The sequence below is a fragment of the Pseudomonas sp. Ag1 genome, assembly GCF_000278565.1.
In the GTDB taxonomy this organism is placed as follows: Bacteria; Pseudomonadota; Gammaproteobacteria; order Pseudomonadales; family Pseudomonadaceae; genus Aquipseudomonas.
The window spans coordinates 240,304-264,928 of record NZ_AKVH01000110.1; the positions used below are offsets into that span (position 1 = coordinate 240,304).

The following is a 24,625-nucleotide window of genomic DNA, read 5'->3' on the forward strand; positions in this document are numbered from 1 at the left end:
TATGCCATGGATGATCCTTGCGTTGATGGGGGCGGTAACCTTTATCTACGGCCTGAGCACCCACGCCACCCTGCTCTGCCTGTTGGTAAAGCCATTGCCGGTACTGGCGCTGCTGGGCTGGCTGCATGATGCGCCGCCCACTGACTATCGACGCTGGATCAGCCTGGGGCTGATTTTTTCCCTGGTGGGCGACGTGCTGCTGGCCTGGCCCGGCGACCTGTTCATCTTCGGCCTCGGTGCGTTTTTGTTCGCGCACCTGGCGTACCTGAAAGCCTACTTGAGCGACTGCCGCCGCCCGGCGATTTTGCCGCTGGTACTGGCGCTGGTGGTGGGCGCGATCTTGCTGAGCATTCTGATTTCCCATGGCCTGGGCCCATTGCTGGTGCCGGTGGTGGTGTATGCGCTGGTGATCAGCGCGATGCTGTGGCGAGCGCTTGCGCGGTTGGGCAGCGGCGTGCCCAAGCGCTCGGCATACCTGGCGGCCGCAGGTGCGGCGTCGTTCGTGTTTTCCGACACGCTGATCGGGATCAATCGGTTTGTGGTGGCGTTTGAAGCGGCGCCGTATTTGCTGATTGTCAGCTACTGGCTGGGGCAGTGGGGCATTACGGCCTCTTCCTTTCCTCAGAAAAAAACCGTCAACCTGTAGGAGCTGGCTTGCCAGCGAAAAAACCCACAGTTGCCGCGTTCATCCAGAAAGTCCGCGTCATCGTTAACGAACATCGCCGGCAAGCCAGCTCCTACGCTAAAATGCCCGGCTTTCCCCCTTCGTCGCCGGAACAGCCGTGAGCAAAGAACCCGATCGCCTATTCGCCCAGCCCCTGCCCCAGGTGCCGGACTTCGCCTTCAACGAAGACGTGGTGCGGGTTTTCCCGGACATGATCAAGCGCTCGGTGCCCGGCTACCCGACCATCGTCGAGAACCTCGGCGTACTCGCGGCGCAGTTTGCCCAGCCCAATAGTGTGCTCTACGACCTCGGTTCATCCCTCGGCGCCGTGACCCAGGCCCTGCGCCGTCACGTGCGCACCGACGGTTGTCGGGTGATCGCTGTGGATAACTCGGCGGCGATGGTCGAGCGTTGCCGCGAATACCTCAACGGCCAGGACTCGATGTTCCAGGAGTTGCTGCCGGTGGAGGTGATCGAGGGCGATATCCTCGCCCTGCAATTCCAGCCGGCTTCGGTAGTGGCGCTGAACTTCACCCTGCAATTCATCGCCCCCGAACAACGCCAGGCGTTGCTCTCGCGCATTCGCCAATCGCTGCTGCCGGGCGGCGCGCTGATCCTTTCGGAAAAGCTGCGCTTCAATGACCCGGAAGAACATGCGCTGCTCACCGATTTGCACATCGCCTTCAAGCGTGCCAACGGCTACAGCGAACTGGAAATCGCCCAGAAGCGCAGCGCCATCGAAAACGTCATGAAGCCCGACAGCCTCGAAGAACACCGCGAACGCCTGCTGGCGGCCGGGTTCTCGAAAGTCGTGCCGTGGTTCCAGTGTCTTAACTTTGCTTCGTTGATTGCCTTGCCATGATTGATCTGTCTCCCCTCGCCCGCCACCTGGTCGGCACTCCCCTGGCCGTCTGGGCCCAGGGCCTGCAAGCGCAACTCGATGCGAAGATGGAAAAGGGTCATGGCGACCTGGAACGCTGGCAGAGCGCGCTGGATGCGCTGCCGAAGATCATGCCCAGTGAAATCGACCTGCTGAACGGCCTGGTGCTCGATACCGATTGCGACGACGACACCCGTGCGCAAATGCGTACTGCGCTGATGGGCCTTTGCCCGTGGCGCAAGGGGCCGTTCGATCTGTTCGGCGTGCACGTGGACACCGAATGGCGCTCGGACTGGAAATGGTCGCGGGTCGCGCCGCACCTGCACCTCAAGGGCAAACGCATCCTCGATGTGGGTTGCGGCAACGGCTATTACATGTGGCGCATGCTCGGCGCCGGCGCCGACAGTGTGATTGGCGTCGACCCTAACTGGTTGTTCTTCTGCCAGTTCCAGGCGGTGCAGCGTTATCTGCCGACGCCCAAGGCCTGGCACCTGCCATTTCCGTTTGAAGACCTGCCGTCGAACATGGAAGGCTTCGACACGGTATTTTCCATGGGCGTGTTCTACCATCGCCGCTCGCCCATCGAGCATTTGCTGGCGCTGAAGGATTGCCTGGTCAAGGGTGGGGAGCTGGTGCTGGAGACGCTGGTGGTTGAAGGCGATCAGCAGCAAGTGCTGGTGCCGGAAGACCGCTACGCGCAGATGCGCAACGTTTGGTTCCTGCCGTCGGTGCCGGCGCTGATGCTGTGGCTGCGGCGTGCGGGCTTCAGTGAGGTACGCTGTGTGGACGTGAGCGTGACCACGGTCGAGGAACAGCGCGGCACGGCGTGGATGAAGTATCAGTCCCTCAGCGACTTCCTGGACCCTGAAGATCACAGCAAGACCATCGAAGGGCTGCCGGCGCCGATGCGGGCGGTGATTGTCGCGAAGAAATAAGACTGCTGTTGTGTTGAAGAAATAAGACTGCTGTTGTGGCGAGGGAGCTTGCTCCCGCTGGGCTGCGTAGCGGCCCCAAAATCTGGGGAGCGCTGCGCACTCCAGCGGGAGCAAGCTCCCTCGCCACAGGGTATCGCGTCAGCCTTTGGCTCTTCGCGCCTTGAAGAACTCGCTCAACACCTTCCCGCACTCCTCGGCCAACACCCCGCCCTCATACAGCACCCGATGGTTGAGAAAGCCCTGGGTAAAAAACTGCCCCTGGCTTTGCACAATCCCGGCTTTCGGCTCCAGCGCGCCGTACACCACCCGGGCAATCCGTGAATGCACGATCAGCCCGGCGCACATGCTGCACGGCTCCAGCGTGACGTAGAGCGTACTGCCCGGCAGTCGATAATTACTGACAGCCTGAGCAGCGGCCCGAATCGCGACCATCTCGGCATGCGCACTGGGGTCGTTGCCGCTGATGGGGCAGTTGAAGCCGCGCCCGATTACTTCGCCATCCTGCACCAGCACCGCGCCCACCGGCACTTCGCCCAGCGCGGCCCCCTGGGCAGCCAGGGCCAGCGCTTCACGCATGAAGTCCTGGTCGCGGCTGCGGTCGATAATCGCCGTGGGGCGAAACTGGCGCATCACGCCACCTCGATGGCGGCCATCAGGCCGGTTTCCATGTGGTCGATCACATGGCAGTGGAACATCCAGACACCCGGGTTATCCGCCACCAGCGCCACGCGGGCACGCTCGTTCTTGCCCAGCAGGTAGGTGTCGGTGAAGTACGGAATCACCTTGTGGCGGTTCGAGGCGATGACCTTGAAACTCATGCCGTGCAGGTGGATCGGGTGTTGGTACTGGGTCATGTTCTTCAATTCGAAAATGTAGCTCTTGCCCTTTGCAAGCTTGGCAATCGGGCGGTCGGCGCAGGTCTTGTCGGTGATGTCCCAGGCCTGGCCGTTGATCTGCCACAGGCTCGGTGGCTTATTGTCCACGTTCACCGAGACCGATCCAACCCATTCGAAATTGAAGTTGAGTTTCTCGGCATTGGCCAGGTCCGGCTCGGCAATCGGGTTCGCCGGCAACGCAGGCGGCCATTCGGTCGCCGTGTCGGTGCTGGCCACCGAGCGGAAGGTGCCCAGGCGTACCGGGCCGTTGCGGATCGACAATTCTTCACCGGCGGGCGGCGCCTTGATCGCCAGGCAGATGCGCATGCCAGGGCCGAGCCAGTATTCCTTGCCCAGCGGGCGCGGTTCGATGGGGTTGCCGTCCAGGGCATAGATCTGCGCTTCAACGTCGGGGATGTTGATGCGATAGGTCAGGGTGTTATCGAGGTTGAGCAGGCGCACACGGGTGATCTGCCCGGCCGGCAAATCAATCACCGCCTGGGACACGCCATTGATGGTCGGCAGGCGTCCGGCGGTGCCGCCCCGGGCCGCTTCGCGGGGAATGCTGAAGGCGACAAAAGCGCCCTCTTCGTCCACGTGCCAGCTTTTCAGGCTCAGGGTGCGTTCGTGCTTGAAACCGGTGGGTTCGCGCTCCTCGATGATCAGCGGGCCCACCAGGCCACGGCCCAGTTCTTCGCTGCTGTTCACGTGGGGGTGATACCAATAGCTGCCGGCATCGGGCACGCGGAATTTGTAGTCGAAGTATTCGCCCGGCAGTACCGGCAATTGCGAGACATACGGCACGCCGTCCATTTCCAGCGGCAGGCGAATGCCATGCCAGTGGATGGTAGTGGCGACCGGCAGGTGGTTGATAAAGCGTACCCGCAGCCATTCACCCTGGCGCACTCGCAACTCGGTGCCCGGCGCCGAAGGGCCGAAGGCCCAGGCCTGGGTCTTGTGCCCCGGCACCAGCTCCACGTCCAGCGGCGCGGCGATCAGCTCGTAATCGTGCCCCGCCTCGGCCTCGGCCACCTTCCCGAGCCAGTAGCGATAGGCGCCACCGGCACCGACGCCCACCACCGCGAGACCGGCAAGACCACCCAGGATTTGTCGACGGGAAAACGATTGGGACACAACAACCTCACGTATCTGCCGCGGGTCCGAGACCCGCAAAGGGCAGATACCATACACCGGCATCACCTAAACAGTAAGGGTTCGCATTGCCACATGTGGGAGCGGGCTTGTGTGGGAGCGGGCTTGCTCGCGAAAGCGGCGTGTCAGACGATGCATGAGTAACAGACCCACCGCCTTCGCGAGCAAGCCCGCTCCCACATTGGATCTTCAGCGCTCTTTTAATGTTTGGCGGCGGCCAGAATCAAGGCTTTCATCTCGGCGACGGCGCCTTTGAAGCCGACGAACAGCGCGTGCGCCACCAGCGCATGGCCGATGTTCAGCTCGTTGATGCCCTTGATCGCAGCCACGGCTTCGACGTTATGGTAGTGCAGGCCGTGGCCGGCGTTGACGATCAGGCCTTCGCCCAGGCCGCAGTTGACGCCGTCGATGATGCGCTGTAATTCGTCGGCAACTTCGGTCGGTGTGGTCGCATCGGCATAACGGCCCGTGTGCAGTTCGATGGCCGGGGCACCGACACGGCGCGAAGCTTCGATCTGGCGCTCGTCGGCATCAATGAACAGCGAGACTTCACTGCCGATCTTCGACAGGCGCTCCACGGCAGCCTTGATCCGCGCTTCCTGGCCAGCCACATCGAGGCCGCCTTCGGTGGTCAGTTCCTGGCGGGTTTCCGGCACCAGGCAGATATGCGCCGGGCGGATGCGCTCGGCGAACGCCATCATCTCCTCGGTGACGCCCATTTCGAAGTTCATGCGGGTTTGCAGCACGTCCTTGAGCAGCAGCACGTCGCGCTCCTGGATGTGGCGGCGGTCTTCGCGCAGGTGCACGGTGATGCCGTCGGCGCCCGCTTCTTCGGCGTCCAGCGCGGCCTTGACCGGGTCCGGGTAACGGGTGCCCCGGGCCTGGCGCAGGGTGGCTACGTGGTCGATGTTCACGCCGAGAAGAATGCGATTGCTGGTGGTCACGAAAAGCGCTCCTGAAGAGGGAAGGAATCGCTGCACAGCATACACGGGGATGTCAGGGCTTTCGAAACAACTCGCGGCTGACCAGTGGCCGACCGCCCAGATGCACGGCCAGGGCTTGGCGCATCAGGCGCTTGGCGGCGGACAGGGCGCCGGGGGCGGTCCAGTCGGCTTCGCTCATGGCGAGCAATTCGGTGCCCTGGAACAGGCCGGGTTGCAGCAGGTAGACCCGCTCCAGGCCTGCGTCCACTTGCAGGCGATACATGCCGTCGGCGGCGATGGGCTCGCCGTGCAGGTCGTTGCTCAGTTCGAAGCCGTAGCCCAAGTCATCCAGCAGGCGCCATTCGAATGCGCGCAGCAGCGGTTCCAGGGGACGGCCTTCGGCGAGGGCGAGCAAGGTGGCGGCATAATGATCGAAGACGCCGGGGTGCGGGTCTTCGGCGGGGAGCAGGCGGATCAGCAATTCGTTGAGGTAGAGGCCGCTGAACAGCGCCTCACCGTTGAGCCAGTTGGAGGCGCCGGCAGCTTCCATGCGGCCGACGTTCTTCAGCTCGCCGCGTCCACGAAACTCCACTTCCAGGGCCACGAAGGGCCGCGCCAGGGTGCCGGCCTTGCCGCGTGCACTGCGCAAGACCGCGCGCAGGCGGCCTTGGGGCGTGAGGAAGTCCACCAGGGCGCTGGTCTCGCGGTAGGCGCGGCTGTGCAAGACGTAGGCGGGTTGGCCGGTGGGTGGGGTTTGAGACATGGGGTTCTCGCTGCGGGAACACGGTCTGGAAAACAACGACTATCCAATGTGGGAGCGGGCTTGCTCGCGAATGCAGGGTGTCAGTCAACACATCTGGTGACTGACACCCTGCATTCGCGAGCAAGCCCGCTCCCACATTTGTCCTGCGGTGTTCCGGAGACCTGTTACAGGTCGCCGTAACCCAACGAACGCAACGCGCGCTCATCATCGGACCAACCACCCTTAACCTTCACCCACAGGTTGAGCATGATCTTCGAATCAAACAGCAATTCCATGTCCTTGCGCGCTTCGGTGCCGATGCGCTTGATGCGCTCGCCCTTGTCGCCAATGATGATTTTCTTCTGGCCGTCACGCTCAACGAGGATCAACGCATGGATATGCAGAGTCTTGCCCTGCTGCTTGAACTCTTCGATTTCGACGGTGATCTGGTACGGCAGCTCGGCACCCATCTGGCGCATGATTTTCTCGCGTACCAGTTCGGCGGCGAGGAAACGGCTGCTGCGGTCGGTGATCTGGTCTTCCGGGAAGAAGTGTTCGTTCTCCGGCAGGTAGCCAGCAATCACACGTTCCAGGGCTTCAAGGTTGTGCCCGTGCTGGGCCGAGATCGGCATGATCTGGGCGTTCGGCAGTTGTTCCTGCAGCCAGCTCAGGTGCGGCATCAGCTCGGCCTTGTCTTCGATGCGGTCAGTCTTGTTCAACGCGACGATCAACGGGCCGGTGACATACTGCACGCGCTCCAGAACCATCTGGTCTTCGTCGGTCCACTTGGTACGGTCGACCACGAAGATCACCACGTCGACGTCTTTCAACGCTGCCGAAGCGGTTTTGTTCATGTAGCGGTTGAGGGCCTTTTCGCCGCCTTTGTGCATGCCCGGGGTATCAACGTAGACAGCCTGTACGGCGCCTTCGGTCTTGATGCCCAGCATGTTGTGGCGGGTGGTCTGGGGCTTGCGCGAGGTGATCGCCAGCTTCTGTCCCAGGATGTGGTTCAGCAACGTGGACTTGCCCACGTTCGGACGGCCGACGATGGCAACATAGCCACAGCGAGTTGCGGTTGAATCAGTCATGGCCATTCTCCACGCCCAGGGCAATCAGTGCTGCAGCGGCCGCTACCTGTTCGGCAATACGACGGCTCACACCCTGACCTCGGCTTTTTTCATTCAGTAAGGTGATTTCGCATTCGACGAAGAACACTCGGCAATGCGGCTCACCCTGGATATCCACCACTTCGTAACGCGGCAGGTCGCAACCACGGGACTGCAGGAATTCCTGCAGGCGGGTCTTTGGATCTTTGTTGGTGTCTACCAGCGTCAGGCTTTCGATTTCGGTCGACAGCCAGGCGACGACGCGCTCCTTGGCCGCTTCCATGCCCGCGTCGAGGTAGATCGCGCCGATCAGTGCCTCAAGGGCGTCGGCCAGGATCGACTCGCGACGGAAACCGCCGCTCTTCAGCTCGCCGGAGCCCAGGCGCAGGTAATCACCCAGGTCGAAACCACGGGCCAGTACAGCCAGGGTCTCGCCTTTCACCAGGCGCGCACGCAAGCGCGACAACTGGCCTTCGCGGGCCAGCGGGAAGCGATTGAACAGGGCTTCGCCGGCGACGAAATTGAGGATGGCATCACCGAGGAATTCCAGGCGCTCGTTGTTACGCCCGGCAAAACTGCGGTGTGTGAGGGCAAGGATCATCAATTCCTGATCCTTGAAGGTGTAGCCGAGCTGGCGCTCGAGACGGCTTAGAGAAACGCTCACGGTTTACCCACATTCAGTTCGAGGCACCGGTGGCCTGCGACGATTAACGCTGTGTTCAAATTCAAATCCTGGTGGTTGCTGCATGGGGCCTGGTTTTGTCCAAGCCCCAGAAAAGCATTCGGCGCTGTGTTCACAGCGCCGCATGGATTACTTGATCAGCCCGACCCGCGAGAAGTTCGGCAGGTGGCTGAGCTTGGGTTCCGGCCAACTCATCCAGACCGCGAAGGCCTTGCCGACGATATTCTGGTCGGGGACCATGCCCAGCAGGTCCTTGGGAATATTCGGGTCATCCCAGTAGCGGCTGTCGTTGGAGTTGTCGCGGTTGTCGCCCATCATGAAGTAGTGCCCGGCAGGCACTGTCCACTGGTTGTCAGGCGGCGAACGGTAGCGGCTCATCTCCTTGCGGATTTCGTGCTCTACCGCCCCGAGTTTTTCCTGGTACAGCTCGGCGCTGCCCAGGGTGTTCGGCTCGGAACCGATCAGTTTTTCTGCCACCGACTCGCCGTTGACGAACAGGCGCTTGTCACTGGTGTAACGAATCACGTCGCCCGGCAGGCCCACTACACGCTTGATGTAGTTGACGTTCGGGTCGCTTGGGTAGCGGAACACCATCACATCGCCGCGCTGCGGGTCACCGATCTCGATCACTTTCTTGTCGATCACCGGCAAGCGGATCCCGTAGGAAAACTTGTTCACCAGGATGAAGTCGCCCACGTCCAGGGTAGGTTTCATCGAGCCCGAAGGGATCTGAAACGGTTCCACCAGGAACGAACGCAGCACCAGCACGATGAACAACACCGGGAAGAACGACTTGCCGTATTCAACCAGCATCGGCTCTTTGTTCAGTTTCTCGATCACCGCCACATCGGGCTGGCTGACGCTGCCCTGATAGGACGCGATGGCTGCCCGGCGACGCGGGGCGAAGAACACCAGATCGAGCAACGCCAATAGACCGCAAACGGCAACGGCGATGACCAGCAACAGCGGGAAATTTAGTGACATAGGACCTAACTATCCAACCTGAGCACCGCAAGGAAGGCTTCTTGTGGAATTTCCACGTTACCCACTTGCTTCATGCGTTTTTTACCGGCCTTTTGCTTCTCGAGCAGCTTGCGCTTACGGCTGACGTCGCCGCCATAGCATTTGGCCAGTACGTTCTTTCTGAGTGCCTTGACGGAAGTCCGTGCAATGATCTGCCCGCCGATGGCGGCCTGGATCGCGACGTCGAACATCTGGCGCGGAATCAGTTCTTTCATCTTTTCGGTCAACTGGCGACCTTTGTAGTGCGCGTTGTCCTTGTGCACGATCAGCGCCAGGGCATCCACCTTGTCGCCGTTGATCAGTACATCCAGCTTCACCAGATTAGCTGATTGGTAACGGTCAAAATGGTAATCCAGCGAAGCATAGCCGCGGCTGGTGGATTTGAGACGGTCGAAGAAGTCCAGGACCACTTCGTTCATCGGCAAATCGTAGGTCACTTGCACCTGGGTACCGAGGAACAGCATGTCGTGCTGTACGCCACGCTTTTCGATACACAGGGTAATGACGTTGCCCAGATGCTCTTGCGGCACAAGAATATTGGCCCGCACGATCGGTTCGCGCATGTCTTCGATGGAAGACAGATCCGGAAGCTTGGACGGGTTGTCGACGTAAATCGTTTCACCGGTTTTCAGCGCCAGCTCAAAAATAACCGTCGGCGCGGTGGTGATCAGGTCCAGGTCGTATTCGCGCTCGAGGCGCTCCTGGATGATTTCCATGTGCAGCATGCCCAGGAACCCGCAGCGGAAGCCGAAGCCCAGGGCGTCGGAGCTTTCCGGGGTGTACTGCAACGACGAGTCGTTGAGGGTCAGCTTCTGCAGGGCTTCGCGGAAGTCCTCGAAGTCATCGGAGCTGACCGGGAACAGGCCGGCGTAAACCTGCGGCTGGATGCGTTTGAAGCCCGGCAGCACGTCGACGTCAGGGGTGGAGCTCAAGGTCAGGGTGTCACCTACCGGTGCACCGTGGATGTCCTTGATACCGGCGATGATGAAGCCTACTTCGCCGGCTTTCAGATCAGTGGTAGCCGTGTGCTTCGGGTTGAATACACCGACGCTGTCCACCAGGTGGATCTTGCCGGTGGACTTGACCAGGATCTTGTCGCCCTTCTTCACACGGCCGTGGCGCACGCGTACCAGGGAAACAACGCCCAGGTAGTTGTCGAACCAGGAGTCGATGATCAACGCTTGCAGCGGATCTTCGTAGTTGCCGGTGGGGGCTGGAATGGTCTTGACCAGGCGCTCGAGCACCTCGTCGACGCCCAGGCCGGTCTTGGCGCTGCACTCGACGGCGTCGGTGGCGTCAATGCCGATGATCTTCTCGATCTCTTCCTTGACGCGGTCCGGATCGGCCTGAGGCAGGTCGATCTTGTTCAGCACCGGCATCACTTCCAGGCCTTGCTCGATGGCGGTGTAGCAGTTGGCCACGGACTGGGCTTCAACGCCCTGGCCCGCGTCCACTACCAGCAACGCACCTTCGCAGGCCGCCAGGGAACGGCTGACTTCATAGGTGAAGTCGACGTGGCCCGGGGTGTCGATGAAGTTGAGCTGGTACTTGATACCGTCTTTGGCGGTGTAGTACAGGGTTACGCTGTGGGCCTTGATGGTGATCCCGCGCTCGCGCTCGAGGTCCATGGAGTCCAGCACCTGGGCTTCCATTTCACGCTCGGCAAGGCCGCCGCACATCTGGATGAATCGATCGGCCAGCGTCGACTTGCCATGGTCAATGTGGGCGATGATGGAGAAATTGCGGATATGACTCAAATCACTCACGGATCAACACTCAAAAAGGCTGCAGGCAGACTGCCCGCTGAAAAATAGCCGGGAATTGTACCTGATGCGCAGACCAGACGTCATCCATGGCGACCAAGAACAAAAATGCCCCGGTCGTTCGAACGGGGCATTTTTTTTCATAAGCGCGGGCTCAACCGGCCCGACGCAACAGCCAGAAGCCGGCCACGGCGCAGATGGCGGTCGGCACCAGCACCGCAAACAGCGGCGAGAAACCGAATACCAGGCTGGACGGCCCCAGCAGGTCCTGGGCGATACGGAAGGTGAAACCCACCAGTACGCCGGTAAACACGCGCTGGCCGAGGGTCACGGAACGCAACGGGCCAAAGATGAACGAGATCGCCATCAGCACCAGCGCAGCCGTCACCACCGGCTGCAACACCTTGACCCAAAACGCCAGCCAGTAACGGCCGTTGTTCAAGCCCTGGTCCTTGAGGTAATGGATATACCCCCACAGGCCGGAGATAGGCAGGCTTTCCGGGATCATCACCACGGTATTCAGCAATTCGGGCTTGAGGGAAATATCCCACTGCTCCGTCGGCACATTGATCACTTCGGTGGTCGATGCCGCACCCTTGCCGATATCACGGAAATAGGTGGTGGTCACATCGCTCAGCTGCCACTTTTCGTCGGCGTACTGTGCACGTTTGGCGAAGCTCGACGACAGCAGGTGACGTTCCTTGTCGAAGTGGTAGCGGGTGACACCCACCAGCAAACCACCCGGCTGCACGGCGTTGATGTGGATAAACTCCTCACCCTGGCGGTGCCACAGGCCATGCTTGGAGCTCTGGGCATCGCCCGAACCCTGGGCCAGGGCACGATTGGCCTGGGCCGTGGACTCGGCTGGAGGCGCCACGTATTCACCGATCAGCACGCTGACCACCATCAGCAACAGCATGGGCTTCATGACCGCCCACACGATGCGACCGATGGAAACACCCGCCGCGCGCATGATGGTCAGCTCGCTGTTGCTGGCCAGGCTGCCCAGGCCGATCAGGCAGCCGATCAGCGCAGCCATCGGCATCATGTCGTACAGGCGACGGGGCGCCGTCAGCGCCACGTAGCTCAGGACGTCGGTAACGGTGTAGGTATCGCTGACGTTGCCGACTTCATCAATGAAGGCGAACAACGAGGCCAGCCCCAGAATAATGCCCAATACCGCAAGGATTGCGACCAGGACGCTGCTACCAATGTAGCGGTCGAGCTTAACCACGGGCCATCTCCTTCACGCTGCGACGACTCCGCATCTTCAACCGCATCGGTTCCCAATAAAGCAGCCCCAGGCCAATGGCCAGGAAGACCCCGTGGACCCACCACAACCCGAGGGCCGGCGGCAGTTTGCCCTTCTCCAGGGAGCCGCGGGCGGAAATCAGGATGGTCAGGTAAGCCATATAAAGCAGGATGGCCGGCAGCAGCTTGAGGAAGCGGCCCTGGCGCGGGTTGACCCGGGACAGCGGCACGGCCATCAAGGTCACGATGAACACCAGCAGCGGCAGGGAAATCCGCCATTGCAGCTCGGCGATCGAACGCAGTTCCTTGCTGCCGATCAGGTCTGGGGTCGGGATCGCGTCGCGGTCGGTGACCTCATCGCTGACATCCGGCCGGGCCAGCATCACGCCATAGGTGTCGTACTTGATTGCGCGGTAATCGGCCTGACCGGGGCTGCCGTCATAGCGATAGCCATCTTCCAGGATCAGGTAACGGCTGCCATCCGGACGCACTTCCTGGCGCCCCTTGTCGGCCACCAGAATCGAAATACCACGGTCTTTCTGGTTCTGGCCGAGGTTTTTCTGGGAGATGAACACCCCTCCCAGGTTGGCACGGTCATCCGACATTTGCTCGGTATAGGTCACCCGGGTGCCATCGTTGAGCGCTTGGAAGCGGCCCGGCTCCAGGGTGTCGAATTCGGTCATGGCGTCCTGTTTGTTCAGCACCAGCTGGAACTGCAGGGCACCCTGGGGTGCCAGGCTCAAGCTCAGCCAGGCCACCACCAGCGCGATACCGGTGGCCGGAACCATGGTCATGGCCAGCAAACGTTGCTGGCTCATGCCGGTGGCCGACAACACGGTCATTTCGCTTTCAAGGTACAAGCGGCCGTAGGCCAGCAGAATCCCGAGAAACAGGCCCAATGGCAGGATCAACTGCAGGAAGCCCGGCAGGCGAAAGCCCATGATCAGGAACAGCGAACCCGGATCCAGGGCACCCGAGGCAGCCTGAGCGAGGTATTTGACGAAGCGACCACTCATGATGATGACCAGCAATACCGCACTCACGGCACTCAGGGTCAACAGGACTTCGCGGGACAGATAACGGAAGACGATCAAACCAGACACTCCAGGGTTGTCAGGCTAAGGCGGCCAAACAAGCAAGCATATCGAGACGACCCATTGCTGCAGGCCGGCTAAAAAGATGGCGCATTATCCTGTGATTGACCGCACCTGTCACGGAGCTTGCTCATACGCGTGCACAAAGCTGCCCACAAGGGTTGTCAGGCTCGGGCGGCGAGGTTCAAACTGCGGCCTTTGTCGCGGGCGGCCTACAGGCTGCCAAGCTTACAAGCCGGAGTACAGACTCCTGGCTCACTGACCTTTATAAGGGACCCGAAAATGGAACTGGTTGTAAAAAGCGTTAGCCCCGAAACGTTGAAAACCGCCACCCTCGTGGTCGCTGTCGGCGAAGGCCGCAAGCTCGGCGTTGCCGCCAAGCAACTGGACGAACTGAGCGGCGGCGCCATCAGCGCGGTCCTCAAGCGCGGTGACCTGGCCGGCAAGGTTGGCCAAAGCCTGCTGCTGCAAAGCCTGCCTAACCTTAAAGCCGACCGTGTATTGCTGGTGGGCATTGGTAAAGACGCCGAACTGGGCGACCGTCCGTTCCGCAAGATCATCGCCGGCATCCTCAACACCCTCAAGGGCCTGGGCGGCACCGACGCGGCCCTGGCGCTGGACGAAGTCGTGGTCAAGGGCCGCGACAGCTACGGCAAGACCCGCCTGCTGGCCGAAAGCCTGCTGGACGGCGGCTACGTCTTCGACCAGTTCAAGAGCACCAAGGCCGAACCCCGCGCCCTGAAGAAAGTCACCCTGCTGACCATCAAGGCGGCCCAGGCTGAAGTCGAACGCGCCGTGACCCACGCCCAGGCCATCGCCGGCGGCATGGCGTTCACCCGTGACCTGGGCAACCTGCCACCGAACATCTGCCACCCAACCTACCTGGGCGAGCAAGCCAAGGCGCTGGGCAAGGAATTCAAGGGCCTGAAAGTCGAAGTCCTGGATGAGAAGAAGATCAAGGAACTGGGCATGGGCTCGTTCTATGCCGTGGGCCAGGGCAGCGACCAGCCGCCACGCCTGATCGTGATGCAATACAACGGCGGCAAGAAGTCCGAGAAGCCATTTGCCCTGGTCGGCAAAGGCATCACCTTCGACACCGGCGGCATCAGCCTCAAGCCGGGCCTGGGCATGGACGAGATGAAGTACGACATGGGCGGCGCCGCCAGCGTGTTCGGCACCCTGCGTGCCGTGCTGGAACTCAAGCTGCCGATCAACCTAGTGTGCATCCTGGCCTGCGCCGAGAACATGCCGAGCGGCGGCGCGACCCGTCCGGGCGACATCGTCACCACCCTCAGCGGCCAGACCGTGGAAATCCTCAACACCGACGCCGAAGGCCGCCTGGTGCTGTGCGACGCCCTGACCTACGCCGAGCGCTTCAAGCCGCAAGCCGTGATCGACATCGCCACCCTGACCGGTGCCTGCGTGGTTGCCCTGGGCGCCCACACGTCGGGCCTGCTGGGCAACAGCGACGAACTGATCGGCCAACTGCTCAGCGCCGGCCAGGCTGCCGACGACCGCGCCTGGCAACTGCCGCTGTTCGATGAGTACCAGGAACAGCTGGACAGCCCGTTCGCCGACATCGCCAACATTGGCGGCCCGAAAGCCGGCACCATCACTGCGGCGTGCTTCCTGTCGCGTTTCGCCAAGAACTTCAACTGGGCCCACCTGGACATCGCCGGCACCGCCTGGACCAGCGGCGGCAAGGACAAGGGCGCCACTGGCCGTCCGGTTCCATTGCTGACCCAGTACCTGCTGGACCGCGCCAAAGCCTGAAAATGAAGATCCCCGGGCGCCTGTAAAGCCGCCCGGGGCTCAGGAACCGCAATGACCCAAGTCGACTTCTATATATTGCCCAGCGCCGATCCTTCCGCGCGCCTGGACTTTGCCTGCAAGCTCACCGAAAAAGCCTGGCGCATGGGCCACCGTATCTACCTGCATTGCAGCAATGCCGCCCAGCGTGACGACCTCGACGCCCGCCTGTGGCGCTTCAAGGGCGAAAGCTTCGTGCCCCACGGTCCCGCCGAATCAGAACCGGAAGGCCTGGTAGTACTGGGTTTGGGCGACAGCTGCGGCGATCACACAGACCTGCTGGTCAACCTTGACCTGAAAGTACCGGCCTTCGCCAAGGGTTTCGCCCGCGTGGCGGAAGTGGTGGTGGAAGACCCGGCTATTCGTCAGGCCGCGCGGGAGAGTTTCCGTTTCTACCGCGAACAGGGCTATTCTCTGCAAGATCACCGGCTACAACGACTTTGAGCACACGATGGACACTCCAAACCCGCTAAAAGACCCTGACCACCTGCTGGACGACCTCGAGTCGATCCGCAAGCTGCTCGGTGATGATGACCTGCAACCGCCATTGCTGACCGATGCGGTCAACGGTGACGTACAAATTCCCCTGCTGTTCGATATGGTGGGTGGCAAGCCGGTTACGCCGGAACCTGTCGAAACGCCCGTGGCACAAGCTGCGCCGGCTGCGGCTGTTGCCGTACCTGCCGCCGAAAAAGCCCCCGACGCCCTGCTGCTGCACCTGGACAACGAACTGCGCGCCGCCGCGCAACTGATCATGCAAGACGTGATCGACGATTTTGCCCCGCATATCGAAACCGAGATCAAGCGCCGGCTGGATGCGCGCATGGAGCGGTTGTTGAGCCAGTACCAGAACTAAGGCTGACACATATCCCCTGTGGGAGCGGGCTTGCTCGCGAAGGGCGTGAACGATAACGCGTACATCCTGAATGAACGCGCCGCCCTCAGGTTTTTCGCGAGCAAGCTCGCTCCTACCCCTCTCCCCTATCCCCCGTTATACTTGTCGGCTTTCCTGAATTAATGCCAACTAGGGTCCCGCCGCGCATGGATAAGACCTACCAGCCGCACGCTATTGAAACTTCCTGGTACCAGACCTGGGAGTCCGAGAATTATTTCGCTCCGCAAGGCGCGGGCGATGCCTACACCATCATGATTCCGCCACCGAACGTCACTGGCAGCCTGCACATGGGCCATGGCTTCAACAATGCGATCATGGATGCCCTGATTCGTTTCCGCCGCATGCAGGGTCGCAATACCCTATGGCAACCAGGTACAGACCACGCCGGTATCGCCACCCAGATGCTGGTGGAACGCCAACTGGAAGCCACCGGCCAGAACCGTCACGACCTAGGCCGCGAGAAATTCCTCGAGAAAATCTGGGAATGGAAGGATCAGTCCGGCGGCAATATCAGCCGTCAGATCCGTCGCCTGGGCTCGTCCGTCGACTGGAGCCGCGAGCGCTTCACCATGGACGACGGCCTGTCGGAAGCCGTGAAGGAAGCCTTCGTGCGCCTGCATGAAGACGGCCTGATCTACCGCGGCAAGCGCCTGGTCAACTGGGACACCAAGCTGCACACGGCGATTTCCGACCTTGAAGTGGAAAACCACGACGAGAAAGGTTTCCTGTGGAACCTCAAGTACCCGTTGGCTGACGGCGCCAAGACCGCCGAAGGCAATGATTACCTGATCGTCGCCACCACCCGTCCGGAAACCATGCTTGGCGACGCCGCCGTCGCGGTCAACCCGAACGATGAGCGCTACCAGGCGCTGATCGGCAAGTTCGTCGAGCTGCCGCTGGTTGGCCGTCGCATCCCGATTATCGCGGATGACTACTGCGACCCTGAATTCGGCACCGGCTGCGTGAAAATCACCCCGGCTCACGATTTCAACGACTACGAAGTCGGCAAGCGCCACAACCTGCCGCTGCTGAACATCTTCGATAAAAACGCCGCCGTTCTGCCGGCCTGCCAGGTGTTCAACCTCGACGGCACGCTGAACGAGAGCATCGACGGCAAGATCCCGGCTGAATACGCGGGCCTCGACCGTTTTGAAGCGCGCAAGCAGATCGTTGCCGCCTTCGACGCCGCCGGCCTGCTGGTGAGCGTTGACGACCACGGCCTGAAAGTGCCGAAGGGCGACCGCTCCGGCACCATCATCGAGCCCTGGCTGACCGACCAGTGGTACGTGTCCACCAAGCCTTTGGCTGAGCCGGCGATCGCTGCCGTGGAAGACGGCCGCATCGCGTTCGTGCCGAAACAGTACGAAAACATGTACTTCTCGTGGATGCGTGACATCCAGGATTGGTGCATCAGCCGCCAGCTGTGGTGGGGCCACCGGATTCCGGCCTGGTACGACGAGTCGGGCAAGGTCTACGTGGGCCGCGACGAAGCAGAAGTACGTGCCAAGCACAACCTTGGCGCGGACGTGGCGCTGCAACAGGACAACGACGTACTGGACACCTGGTTCAGCTCGGGCCTGTGGACCTTCTCCACCCTCGGCTGGCCGCAACAGACCGAATTCCTGAAGAAATTCCATTCCACCGACGTGCTGGTCACCGGCTTCGACATCATTTTCTTCTGGGTTGCCCGGATGATCATGCTCACCATGCACTTGGTGAAAAACGAAGACGGTACCCCGCAGGTACCGTTCAAGACCGTGTACGTGCACGGCCTGGTGCGTGATGGCCAGGGCCAGAAGATGTCCAAGTCCAAGGGCAACGTCCTGGACCCGCTGGACATCATCGACGGCATCGACCTGGAAACCCTGGTGCAGAAACGCACCTCGGGCCTGATGCAGCCGAAACTGGCGAAGAAGATCGAGAAGCAGACCCGCGACGAGTTCGCCGATGGCATCGCCAGCTACGGCACCGACGCCCTGCGCTTTACCTTCTGCTCGCTGGCGTCCACCGGTCGCGACATCAAGTTCGACATGGGCCGCGTCGAAGGCTATCGCAACTTCTGCAACAAGATCTGGAATGCCGCGCGCTACGTGCTGGATAAAGGCGAAGACTGCGGCCAGAACGGCGAGACCATCGAGCTGTCCCTGGCGGACCGCTGGATCATCTCCCAGCTGCAGCGCACCGAAGCCGAAGTGACCCGTCAACTCGACCAGTTCCGCTTTGACCTGGCGGCGCAGGCCCTGTACGAGTTCATCTGGAACCAGTATTGCGACTGGTACCTGGAACTGTCCAAGCCCGTGCTGTGGGACGAGAACTCGCCGATCGAACGTCAGCGCGGCACCCGTCAAACCCTGGTGCGCGTACTGGAAGTGGCGTTGCGCCTGGCGCATCCGTTCATGCCCTTCATCACCGAAGAAATCTGGCAGCGCATCGCGCCGCTGGCGGGCAAAGACGGCAAGACCATCATGCTGCAACCTTGGCCGGTGGCCAACGAAGCCCGCATTGACGAGGCAGCCGAAAGCGATATCGAGTGGCTCAAGACCCTGATGATGGGTACACGCAACATCCGCGCCGAGATGAATATCGGTCCGGGCAAGCCACTGGCCGTGTTCGTGAAGAACGCCAGCACTGAAGATCAGCGTCGCCTCACCGAGAACGACGCGCTGCTCAAGAAGCTGGCGAAGCTGGAGTCGATCACCGTATTGGCCGCTGGCGAAGAAGCACCGCTGTCCGCCACCGCACTGGTGGGCGAGATGGAAGTGCTGGTGCCGATGGCCGGCCTGATCGACAAGGGTGCCGAACTGGCGCGCCTGGACAAGGAAATCCTGCGCCTGCAAGGCGAAGTGCAGCGGGTGGGCGGCAAGCTGTCCAACGCGGCGTTCGTCGACAAGGCTCCGGCTGAAGTGATCGAGAAAGAACGCGCCAAACTGGCTGAAGCTGAACAGGCTTTGGGCAAGCTGGCGGAGCAACACGCACGGATTTCCAGCCTGTAAGAGGCTGCCCGTGTGGAAAAAGAGACCTTCGGGTCTCTTTTTTTTGCTTGGAAAAACACCGCTATTTCTCTTTGGAAACCCGACCAATGTGAGAGCTGGCTTGCCTGCGATGGCATCGCCTCGGTCTGGCAGATACACCGAGTCGCCTGCATCGCAGGCAAGCCAGCTCCCACATTTGACCGAGTTCGACCAAGGAATGTGTGACAATACCCACCACTTTTGAAACAAACGCAGAATCGACGCAGCCCATGACCGCCCCCAGCACACCCAAAGCACCGCGCAAGAAGCCAAAATCCAGTACGCCGGCCAAGCCCGTCGTTCCGCGCAAAGAGGCCACCTTGCACCCGCGTAACCGCCACCAGGGCCGTTACGACTTCCAGGCGCTGATCAAGACCACGCCCGAACTGGCGCAATTCGTGATCATCAACCCGTACGGCAAGGAAAGCATCGACTTCGCCAGCCCAGACGCGGTGCGGGTGTTCAACCGGGCGTTGCTCAAGGCGTTCTACGGCATCAATCACTGGGACATCCCGGCTGACTACCTGTGCCCACCGGTACCGGGGCGTGCCGACTACGTGCACTTCCTCGCCGACCTGCTGGCCAGCGTCAACGAAGGCGTGATCCCCCGTGGCGCGCCGGTGAAGGTGCTGGACATCGGCATGGGCGCCAACTGCGTCTATCCGTTGATCGGCTACAGCGAGTACCGCTGGAACTTCCTCGGCTCGGAAGTCGACCCGACCGCCGTGGCCGCCGCCAAGGCGATCGTGCAGTCCAACGGGCTGAACAAGGCCATCCAGCTGCGCCAGCAAACCAACCCCAAGCAGATCCTGCTGGGCTTGCTGGAGCCAGGCGAGCGGTTTGACCTGACCATGTGCAACCCGCCCTTCCACGCGTCCATGGATGAGGCGACCAAGGGCAGCGAGCGTAAATGGCGCGCACTGGGCAAGGCTGATCCGAAACGCAAGCTGCCGGTGCTGAACTTCGGTGGCCAGTCGGCGGAATTGTGGTGTGAAGGCGGTGAAGCGCGGTTTGTGACGCAGTTGATCGCTGAAAGCGCGCATTTCCAACATAAAGTGCTGTGGTTCAGCACCCTGGTGTCGAAAGCGTCAAACCTGCCGGCCATTCAGACAGCGCTGAAAAAGGCCGGTGTGCTGGAAAGCCAGGTAGTGGAGATGTCCCAGGGCCAGAAGCAGAGCCGCTTCGTCGCCTGGACCTTCCAGACCCCGAGCGAGCAACAGGTGTGGCGCCAGCGTTGGGCCCGTAAGGACTGATAAATCGCAGGCAACAAAAAACCGTGCCCGGATCGCTCCGGAGCACGGTTTTTTTTGCTGCGTCTTACTTGTTAACAGCGTCGGTCAGGCCTTTGGCCACAACCAGCTTGATAACTTTCTTGGCAGCGATTTCGATGGCAGCGCCAGTCGAAGGGTTACGGCCAGTACGGGCAGGACGCTCGGTCACTTTCAGTTTGCCAACGCCTGGCAGAGTGATTTCGCCGCCGTTTTCCAGCTGATCAGCAACGATCTGGCTCAGTTGGTCCAGCAGAGCACGCACGGTGGTTTTCGGTGCGTCTACAGCTTCAGCCAGATCAGCGATCAGTTGGTCTTTAGTAATAGCCATTGTGGTGTTCCTTCCCTATCAAATTCATTTGGATTGCAGAGTGCAGTGTCAGCCATCGAGCCCTGCCATCAAGGCCTGGCACCCAAGGGCTATAACCACGAAGATCGGGGTTATAGATACCTGAAACCGGGTTTGGTTCGACCTGACAAATGCTGAATGCACGCTTAACGCCCAGACTGCGCGTAAGACGGGGCAAAACTAGCACAGAGACGGGGAAATATCCGCCTCAACATACCCATTTGGTCAGCTTTATCGCTCTAAACCGTGAAAAAAAGGCATATGGCCCGTCGGATGGCGCTCAAAACGCCCTCCGAACAGCGCCATCCCCAGCGGGTGCGGTACACTGACGACTTTTTCCGGGAGCCCCCCCCTCCCCTTCAACCAGCCGAGAAGCCCATGCCGATCCGTCATTGCATCGTCCACCTGATCGACAAAAAACCCGACGGCACCCCTGCAGTTCTCCACGCCCGCGACTCCGAGCTTGCCGAGTCGGCCGCGATCGAGAACATGCTTGCCGACCTCAACGAGAGCTACAACGCCAAACAAGGCAAGGCCTGGGGCTTTTTCCATGCCGAGTCCGGCGCGCACCCGTTCAGCGGCTGGTTGAAGGAGTATTTTGACGGCGGCAAGGATTTCACCGCCTTCAGCCGCATTGCGGTGGAACACCTGCAGAAGCTGATGGAAGAGTCCAACCTCTCCACCGGCGGCCACGTGCTGTTTGCCCACTATCAACAGGGCATGACCGATTACCTGGCGATCGCCCTGCTGCACCACAGTGAAGGCGTGGCCGTGACCGACCAGCTGGACGTGACGCCGTCGCGCCACCTGGATCTTGGCCAACTGCACCTCGCCGCGCGCATCAACGTGTCCGAGTGGCAGAACAACAAGCAATCCAAGCAGTACATCTCGTTTATCAAGGGCAAGAACGGCAAGAAGGTCTCGGAGTACTTCCGCGACTTTATCGGCTGCCAGGAAGGCGTCGACGGCCCAGGCGAGACCCGCACCCTGCTCAAGGCCTTCAGCGACTTCGTCGAGAGCGAAGACCTGCCGGACGAATCCGCCCGCGAGAAAACCAAGACCTTGGTGGACTACGCCAGCAGCCAGGCCAAGCTCGGCGAGCCGATGGGCCTGGAAGAGCTGTCCGGGTTGATCGATGAAGATCGGCCAAAAGCCTTCTACGATCACATCCGCAACAAGGACTACGGCCTGTCGCCGGAAATCCCGGCGGATAAACGCACCCTCAACCAGTTCCGCCGTTTCACCGGGCGTGCCGAAGGCTTGTCCATCAGCTTTGAAGCGCACCTGCTGGGCGACAAGATCGAATACGACGAAGCCGCCGGCACCTTGATCATCAAGGGCCTGCCGACCCAGTTGACCGACCAGCTCAAGCGTCGCAACTGATGCTGGGCGGGGTTCTGAAGAAAGTCCTGCTGGTGTTGCTGGTGGTGGTGGTTTTCCAGAACTGGGGCAAGATCGAGCGGCTGTTCAACCCCTCCCAGGTGGTGCCGGAGCAGACACGCGCGGCGGCGCGCGTGGTGCTGTATTCCACCGAGTGGTGCGGCTACTGCAAACAGATCCGGCGCTTTCTGGATTCCAAGGGGATTCCCTACCAGGCGTTTGATATCGAGAAGGACGCCCAGGCGCGCAAGGCGTACGAGGCGTTGGGGGGCGGCGGGATTCCGTTTGTGGACGTGAACGGCACGCTGATTCGCGACTACAACCCAGAAGCGATCATGGCGGCGCTGAAGTAACTCACTCTGTAAAATACCGCAGATCAAATGTGGGAGCGGGCTTGCTCGCGAATGCGCTGGTTCAGTCAATACATCTGGCGACTGATCCACCGCATTCGCGAGCAAGCCCGCTCCCACATTGGGTTTGCGTACGCGTTAGAAATTGGCCTCCAGGGAAACCATCGCCGTACGCTCCTCTCCTACGTTGTAGTAAGCCGAGCTGGCCGCCAGGCCATTCACTGGCGCCGAGTTAAACGACACGGTGCGCGCCGAGCTCAAGTATTCCTTATCAAACACATTGAGCATCGAGAAGCGCAGCGCGGCCGACTTGAAGACCTTCTTGTCCACCGGCAGGTAGATACCGGCGTTGAGATCAAACACGGTGCGCCCGGAGATTTTCTCGTTGTTGGTCAAATCACCGTAGAACGCCCCGACATACTTGCCGGCAATGTTGCCGTAGTAGCGCTTGTCGTCGTAACCAAACACCAGGTTGAGCATGTTTTCCGGCACGTTGGCCAACTGGTTGCCCTTGGTCGGCAACAACACGTTCTTGCTGACAAAGTCGTCCTGCTGCTCGGACTTGGTATAGGTGTACGACGCGTAGTAGTTGAAGTTGTACGGCAGCAGGCCGCTCCACTCCAACTCCAAGCCTTTGTTGGTCACGTCACCGACGTTGGCCATCACGTAGTCACCGTTCAAGTCGGTGGTCGACAGCTGACGGTCCTTGAAGGTGATGTAGAACAGGGTGGCGCTCAGGGCCATTTTCTCTTCGGTGTAGCGCCAGCCCAGTTCCTGGTTCCAGCTCAGCTCGGGGTTGAGGTTGAGGGAATCACCCTTGTTGTACAGCACGTAGTTCTGCGGTGTGCGCATGTTGCGAGTGACGTTGTAGAACGCCTGGTTGCTCTCGTCGACCTGGTACTTGGCGCTGAAGTTCGGCAGGAACTGATGGTAGCGGGCGTTACGCTTTTCCGGCTTGTCGTACAGGCTACCGAGGTTGTCGCCGTCACGTTCGACGTACTGGTACGCCAGGCCGCCGACAAAGCTCAGGTCTGGCGTGGCTTGCCAGCTGTCCTGCACCCACAGCTTCTGGGCCGGGGTCACGGTGTATTGATGACGCCCCTGAACGGTCTTGCCGTTCTTGTCGACCACCTGGCCGCCGCTGTTGTAATCGCCCCAGACGTCGTCCGGTGCACCTTCGCTGTTGATCCCGATATACGGCTGGGTCTGGCGCTGGCGAGCGCGCTCGTACCAGTAGCCGTAATCCAGGCTGTGTTCCTCGTTGATGTCCCATTTCATTTTGACCGTCACGCCAGGGCGCCAGGTTTCGGTCCACGAGGGGCGATAGTAGTTGGCCGACTTGAGGTTGCTCAGGTCGTAGTTGCCACTCTTGTCGGACTTCGGCCCCAGGTTGGTCGCGGTCTGGCCGCTGAAACTGCCGCCGTTGCCCCAGTAGTAGTAAGGCGCAACCGTCAGGGCCAGGTCATCACGCAGGCGCCAGCGCTGGGTGAAGGTGGTCATGACACTTTCAAATGGGTTGCGGTTGAGCTTGTAGGAAGACGACAGCAAGCCGTTCTTGTAGACCGGCGTTTCCGCGTAATCCAGGCGGCGGCCCTGTTGCTGGAACTGGCTCTTGCTCAGCGTGTTGTAGTTGTAGTTTTCCTGGGTATTGTACTTCATGGTGAAGTTGCTGGTGTTGCCGTTGTCGTCTTCGAACAGCGTGCTCCACTCCACCTTGTCGCCCCGCAAGGTGCCCTTGCCGCGCCACTTGTCGCCCTCGGTGTGAGAGGCCGACACCCAGGTCTTGAAGCCGCCGAGGTCGCCGGTGTTGATGCGGGCGAAGGACTTTGTCAGGTTGTTCGAACCCATGGATTGCTTGACGAACAGCCCCGGCTCCTTGGTCGGCCGAATGGTGACCATGCCGATGTTGCCGCCGCTGGAACCAATGTGCGGGCCGTCCGCTTCCGAGGAGCCCTGGGTGACAAATACTTCGCCGACGTTTTCCGGGTCGCCCAATTGGTTGGCGTAAACACCGTAGCTGCCGGAGTCGTTGATCGGCACGCCGTCCATGGAAACCCCGACCTGGTCGGAGTTCATGCCGCGCATGGTGAAGCTGGTGCCGCTCATGCCGCTGGCGTCGTCGTTGGAAACGTTGATGCCCGGGGTGTACTTGAGCTTGTCGATGGCGTTGGCCGTCGGGGACATTTCGTCCATGGCTTCCTTGGTCACCGTGGACCGGGCCTTGGCACTTTCTTCCTGAATCATGTGGCCGGTGCCCAGGGTACGTTCGCCGGCGACGTGCACCGAACCGACATCCTGGGAATCGTCTGCCAGAACCAGCGGCGCAAAGCCGCCCAGGCCCGATGCTAAAAGCAGGGCATAGAGTTTGTTGTAGGTCACGAGTAGATCCCTTACATGCATCTATCTGTTGTTATGGGGGAGGTATTGGCGATCTCGGCCGGGTGAACAGCGCCGCCAATCTTCCTGACCACCT

General features: G+C 60.9%; 22 protein-coding genes. 10 read left to right on the plus strand and 12 right to left on the minus strand.

All coding sequences use genetic code 11. The annotated features are described in order from the left end of the window. The first annotated feature begins 1 nt into the window (after position 1). From A462_RS05040 to cmoB, 3 genes are all read left to right on the plus strand, one after another. Positions 2-646, plus strand: coding sequence for a lysoplasmalogenase (locus tag A462_RS05040; protein ID WP_003210415.1), 645 nt, complete (start codon positions 2-4; stop codon positions 644-646). 136 nt (positions 647-782) lie between these two features. Next, on the plus strand, positions 783-1,526 hold the full coding sequence (gene cmoA / locus A462_RS05035) for a carboxy-S-adenosyl-L-methionine synthase CmoA (RefSeq protein WP_003210418.1): 744 nt from the start codon (positions 783-785) through the stop codon (positions 1,524-1,526). Then, a complete protein-coding gene (gene cmoB / locus A462_RS05030; RefSeq protein ID WP_008438508.1) occupies positions 1,523-2,479 on the plus strand; it encodes a tRNA 5-methoxyuridine(34)/uridine 5-oxyacetic acid(34) synthase CmoB in 957 nt (318 codons plus the stop codon). Before cmoA ends, cmoB begins: the two co-directional genes overlap by 4 nt. Before the next feature lie 138 nt (positions 2,480-2,617). Here the strand turns inward: cmoB and tadA are convergent, their stop codons facing one another. The 10 genes from tadA to lptF form a co-directional block, all read right to left on the minus strand. Continuing rightward, positions 2,618-3,109 (minus strand): tRNA adenosine(34) deaminase TadA, encoded by a 492-nt coding sequence (gene tadA, locus A462_RS05025; RefSeq protein WP_008438509.1) that lies wholly within the window; start codon positions 3,107-3,109, stop codon positions 2,618-2,620. Continuing rightward, positions 3,109-4,488 carry a multicopper oxidase family protein gene (locus A462_RS05020; RefSeq protein WP_008438510.1) on the minus strand — a complete coding sequence of 460 codons (1,380 nt, stop codon included), beginning with the start codon at positions 4,486-4,488 and terminating at the stop codon, positions 3,109-3,111. The genes tadA and A462_RS05020 overlap by 1 nt, the downstream gene beginning before the upstream one ends. A 218-nt stretch (positions 4,489-4,706) precedes the next feature. Beyond that, on the minus strand, positions 4,707-5,450 hold the full coding sequence (gene pdxJ, locus A462_RS05015) for a pyridoxine 5'-phosphate synthase (RefSeq protein ID WP_003210427.1): 744 nt from the start codon (positions 5,448-5,450) through the stop codon (positions 4,707-4,709). Between the two features lie 52 nt (positions 5,451-5,502). Next, the gene (recO, locus tag A462_RS05010) at positions 5,503-6,192 is read right to left on the minus strand and encodes a DNA repair protein RecO (RefSeq protein WP_003210428.1); all 690 of its coding nucleotides are present in this window, start codon (positions 6,190-6,192) and stop codon (positions 5,503-5,505) included. Between the two features lie 164 nt (positions 6,193-6,356). Beyond that, positions 6,357-7,259 carry a GTPase Era gene (gene era / locus A462_RS05005; protein ID WP_003210432.1) on the minus strand — a complete coding sequence of 301 codons (903 nt, stop codon included), beginning with the start codon at positions 7,257-7,259 and terminating at the stop codon, positions 6,357-6,359. Beyond that, positions 7,252-7,941, minus strand: a complete 690-nt coding sequence (rnc, locus tag A462_RS05000; protein WP_003210434.1) for a ribonuclease III — start codon at positions 7,939-7,941, stop codon at positions 7,252-7,254. Before rnc ends, era begins: the two co-directional genes overlap by 8 nt. Before the next feature lie 147 nt (positions 7,942-8,088). Continuing rightward, a complete protein-coding gene (lepB, locus tag A462_RS04995) occupies positions 8,089-8,943 on the minus strand; it encodes a signal peptidase I (RefSeq protein WP_003210437.1) in 855 nt (284 codons plus the stop codon). A gap of 5 nt (positions 8,944-8,948) precedes the next feature. Continuing rightward, positions 8,949-10,748 carry a translation elongation factor 4 gene (gene lepA, locus A462_RS04990; protein ID WP_003210439.1) on the minus strand — a complete coding sequence of 600 codons (1,800 nt, stop codon included), beginning with the start codon at positions 10,746-10,748 and terminating at the stop codon, positions 8,949-8,951. A 151-nt stretch (positions 10,749-10,899) separates the two neighbouring features. Beyond that, on the minus strand, positions 10,900-11,979 hold the full coding sequence (lptG, locus tag A462_RS04985; RefSeq protein ID WP_003210440.1) for an LPS export ABC transporter permease LptG: 1,080 nt from the start codon (positions 11,977-11,979) through the stop codon (positions 10,900-10,902). Next, positions 11,972-13,090 (minus strand): LPS export ABC transporter permease LptF, encoded by a 1,119-nt coding sequence (gene lptF, locus A462_RS04980; RefSeq protein ID WP_008438514.1) that lies wholly within the window; start codon positions 13,088-13,090, stop codon positions 11,972-11,974. The genes lptG and lptF overlap by 8 nt, the downstream gene beginning before the upstream one ends. A gap of 282 nt (positions 13,091-13,372) precedes the next feature. Between lptF and A462_RS04975 the strand changes: the two genes are divergently transcribed. The 5 genes from A462_RS04975 (at position 13,373) to rlmF (ending at position 20,058) form a co-directional block, all read left to right on the plus strand. Continuing rightward, positions 13,373-14,863 carry a leucyl aminopeptidase gene (locus A462_RS04975; RefSeq protein ID WP_008438515.1) on the plus strand — a complete coding sequence of 497 codons (1,491 nt, stop codon included), beginning with the start codon at positions 13,373-13,375 and terminating at the stop codon, positions 14,861-14,863. Positions 14,864-14,914: 51 nt separating this feature from the next. Then, positions 14,915-15,343, plus strand: a complete 429-nt coding sequence (locus tag A462_RS04970; RefSeq protein WP_008438516.1) for a DNA polymerase III subunit chi — start codon at positions 14,915-14,917, stop codon at positions 15,341-15,343. 7 nt (positions 15,344-15,350) lie between these two features. Beyond that, on the plus strand, positions 15,351-15,755 hold the full coding sequence (locus A462_RS04965) for a hypothetical protein (protein WP_008438517.1): 405 nt from the start codon (positions 15,351-15,353) through the stop codon (positions 15,753-15,755). A gap of 185 nt (positions 15,756-15,940) precedes the next feature. Further along, positions 15,941-18,787, plus strand: coding sequence for a valine--tRNA ligase (locus A462_RS04960; RefSeq protein ID WP_008438518.1), 2,847 nt, complete (start codon positions 15,941-15,943; stop codon positions 18,785-18,787). Between the two features lie 248 nt (positions 18,788-19,035). Further along, positions 19,036-20,058, plus strand: coding sequence for a 23S rRNA (adenine(1618)-N(6))-methyltransferase RlmF (gene rlmF, locus A462_RS04955; protein WP_003212741.1), 1,023 nt, complete (start codon positions 19,036-19,038; stop codon positions 20,056-20,058). A gap of 64 nt (positions 20,059-20,122) precedes the next feature. Here the strand turns inward: rlmF and A462_RS04950 are convergent, their stop codons facing one another. After that, positions 20,123-20,404, minus strand: coding sequence for an HU family DNA-binding protein (locus tag A462_RS04950; protein ID WP_003212743.1), 282 nt, complete (start codon positions 20,402-20,404; stop codon positions 20,123-20,125). 396 nt (positions 20,405-20,800) lie between these two features. On the opposite strand from A462_RS04950, the gene yejK reads away from it, so the two are divergent. Together yejK and A462_RS04940 are read left to right on the plus strand one after the other, a co-directional pair. Further along, positions 20,801-21,805: a nucleoid-associated protein YejK gene (yejK, locus tag A462_RS04945; RefSeq protein WP_003212745.1), complete on the plus strand. Its 1,005-nt coding sequence runs from the start codon at positions 20,801-20,803 to the stop codon at positions 21,803-21,805. Continuing rightward, positions 21,805-22,155 carry a glutaredoxin family protein gene (locus A462_RS04940; protein WP_003212747.1) on the plus strand — a complete coding sequence of 117 codons (351 nt, stop codon included), beginning with the start codon at positions 21,805-21,807 and terminating at the stop codon, positions 22,153-22,155. The genes yejK and A462_RS04940 overlap by 1 nt, the downstream gene beginning before the upstream one ends. Positions 22,156-22,290: 135 nt before the next feature. Here the strand turns inward: A462_RS04940 and A462_RS04935 are convergent, their stop codons facing one another. After that, positions 22,291-24,531 carry a TonB-dependent receptor gene (locus tag A462_RS04935; protein ID WP_008438524.1) on the minus strand — a complete coding sequence of 747 codons (2,241 nt, stop codon included), beginning with the start codon at positions 24,529-24,531 and terminating at the stop codon, positions 22,291-22,293. Positions 24,532-24,625: the final 94 nt, after the last annotated feature.